Below are 1,980 nucleotides of genomic sequence, written 5' to 3'. Positions count from 1 at the left end.
ATAGAGAAAACCAGAATTCCTTGTGGCAGAAGGCTTCAGGGGAAATTTTTTTGTGATTTTTAATCATTTTTATGTGGCATAAAATGGCACAATATGATATAATAGAGATAGAACTATTACATACAGCCATGGAGGGTTCTTGTTATGTATCTCAAAAAAACGTATCGAAAACAATCAGAAAGAACTTATCTTGTTATCGCCCAGAAATACAGAAATCCAAAGACAAATATTTCTACTGACCGAACCGTCAAGTCCTTGGGCTACTTGGATGAGCTGGAAAAGGAATATGACGATCCCATCGCCCATTTCCAAGAAGTCGCCCGCAAGATGACTGAGGAGGAAAACGCGAAGAAGAAGCTGACACTGACAATCAATATGGAGCAACAGCTTGAGCAAGAAACCGATGACAGGAAAAACTTCGGCTATGTCGCGATCTTAAAGATCTACCATGAACTCGGACTGCATCGCTTTTTCAACAACAGGGCACGCAACGAAGAATTCAAGTACAACACCAACTCCATCATGATGCTGCTTGTGGTGTCCAGGCTGCTGTCGCCCGGCTCCAAGAAGAAGGCTTTCGAAGAACGGCGCCGCTATTTTGAGCGCTTTGACTTTTCGCTTGCGGATGTATACCGGGCCCTTTCTCACTACGCGAAGATCGCGAAAGATTTCCAAAGGTACCTGCACGGACAGATCGCAGCCAAGTACGGACGGGATACGAAAACAATCTACTATGACGTCACGAACTTCTATTTCGAGATTGATGAGGCCGATGAACTTCGCAAATACGGCAGGTCCAAAGAGCATCGCCACAATCCTCTCGTCCAAATGGGTCTTGCGATGGATGCGGACGGGATTCCGCTCCATTATGAACTTTTCCCCGGTAACAAGCTGGACAAGGAAACGTTCCGCTCGGTTATCGGCGAGGTGAGAAGGAATTACGGCACGGGCAGGATCGTGGTGGTGGCCGACATGGGGATCATCACGGGCGACAATATTTATTACCTGACCGGCGGAAAGGACAGCAACGGGTATGTGTTCAGTTTTTCTGTGCGCGGCGGCACGGAGGCTTTTAAGAATTATGTGCTCAATAACGAGGGTTATGTAGGTACTGACGGCAAGCCGGCCGGCGAGGACGCCGAATTCAAAATCAAGAGCAGGCTGATCGCGCGGGAAATCAATGTAACCATGAAAAGCGGCAGGACGGTAAAGAAGACCGTGCATGAAAAGCAAGTTGTGTTTTGGGCGAAGAAGTACGCGGACAAAGCAAGGGCCGAGCGGGAAGAGGTTGTGAAAAAGGCATTGGCGCTTGTGGCGGACCCGAAGAAGTACAATAAAGCCATAACCTACGGCGCGGCCAAGTACGTCAAAAATCTGGAATTTGACAAAGAAACCGGCGAGGTTCTTGAAGGAAAGCACTGTCCATGCTTTGATTCCGATAAACTGGCGGAAGAGGAAAAGTACGACGGTTATTATGCCATTGTCACCAGCGAACGACATATGTCCGACGGGGAGATCATTGACACCTACCGCGGGCTGTGGGAGATTGAGGAAACTTTCAGGGTCACGAAGGGTACGCTTGAGGCGCGTCCGGTATATGTGTCCCGCCAAGACCGAATCGGCGCTCACTTCCTCACCTGCTTCATCGCCCTGGTGATCATGCGCCTTATTCAGAAGAAAACGAATCGGCGCTACTCGGCGGAAAGAATTATTGAGTGCCTGAATAAAATTGCCTGCTCCAACGAGCAGGATAACTTGTACCTGTTCGATTATAGAAGCGAGATCTCCGATGTCATCGGAGATGCTCTCGGCATCGATTTTACCCGCAAAAGACTGCGTCTCGGTGATATAAAAAATATTTTGGCAGAGAGCAAAAAATGAGCCGTTACCCTACATATTTATGACAATAAGTGAAGGCCGCAACCCCTTTATTTGCAAGGATTGCGGCCTCTTTTCGCCCTCATAACTGTCAAAGTCAGG

General features: G+C 48.1%; 1 protein-coding gene. It reads left to right on the top strand.

What is annotated here, in order from left to right:
* The first annotated feature begins 144 nt into the window (after nt 1–144).
* Nucleotides 145–1,881, top strand: coding sequence for an IS1634 family transposase (locus tag Pmgp_RS19130; protein ID WP_134216264.1), 1,737 nt, complete (start codon nt 145–147; stop codon nt 1,879–1,881).
* Nucleotides 1,882–1,980 lie beyond the last annotated feature (99 nt).

Origin of the sequence: Pelotomaculum propionicicum, assembly GCF_004369225.1 — a bacterium.
Lineage (GTDB): Bacteria > Bacillota > Desulfotomaculia > Desulfotomaculales > Pelotomaculaceae > Pelotomaculum_B > Pelotomaculum_B propionicicum.
Note: the sequence above shows the minus strand (reverse complement) of the source record. Positions and strands in the feature narration are given on the sequence as shown.

What these genes read in the sequence shown, in the direction of transcription:
- Pmgp_RS19130 (WP_134216264.1), top strand. Translation starts at nt 145, where the DNA reads ATGTATCTCAAAAAAACGTATCGAAAACAATCAGAAAGAACTTATCTT.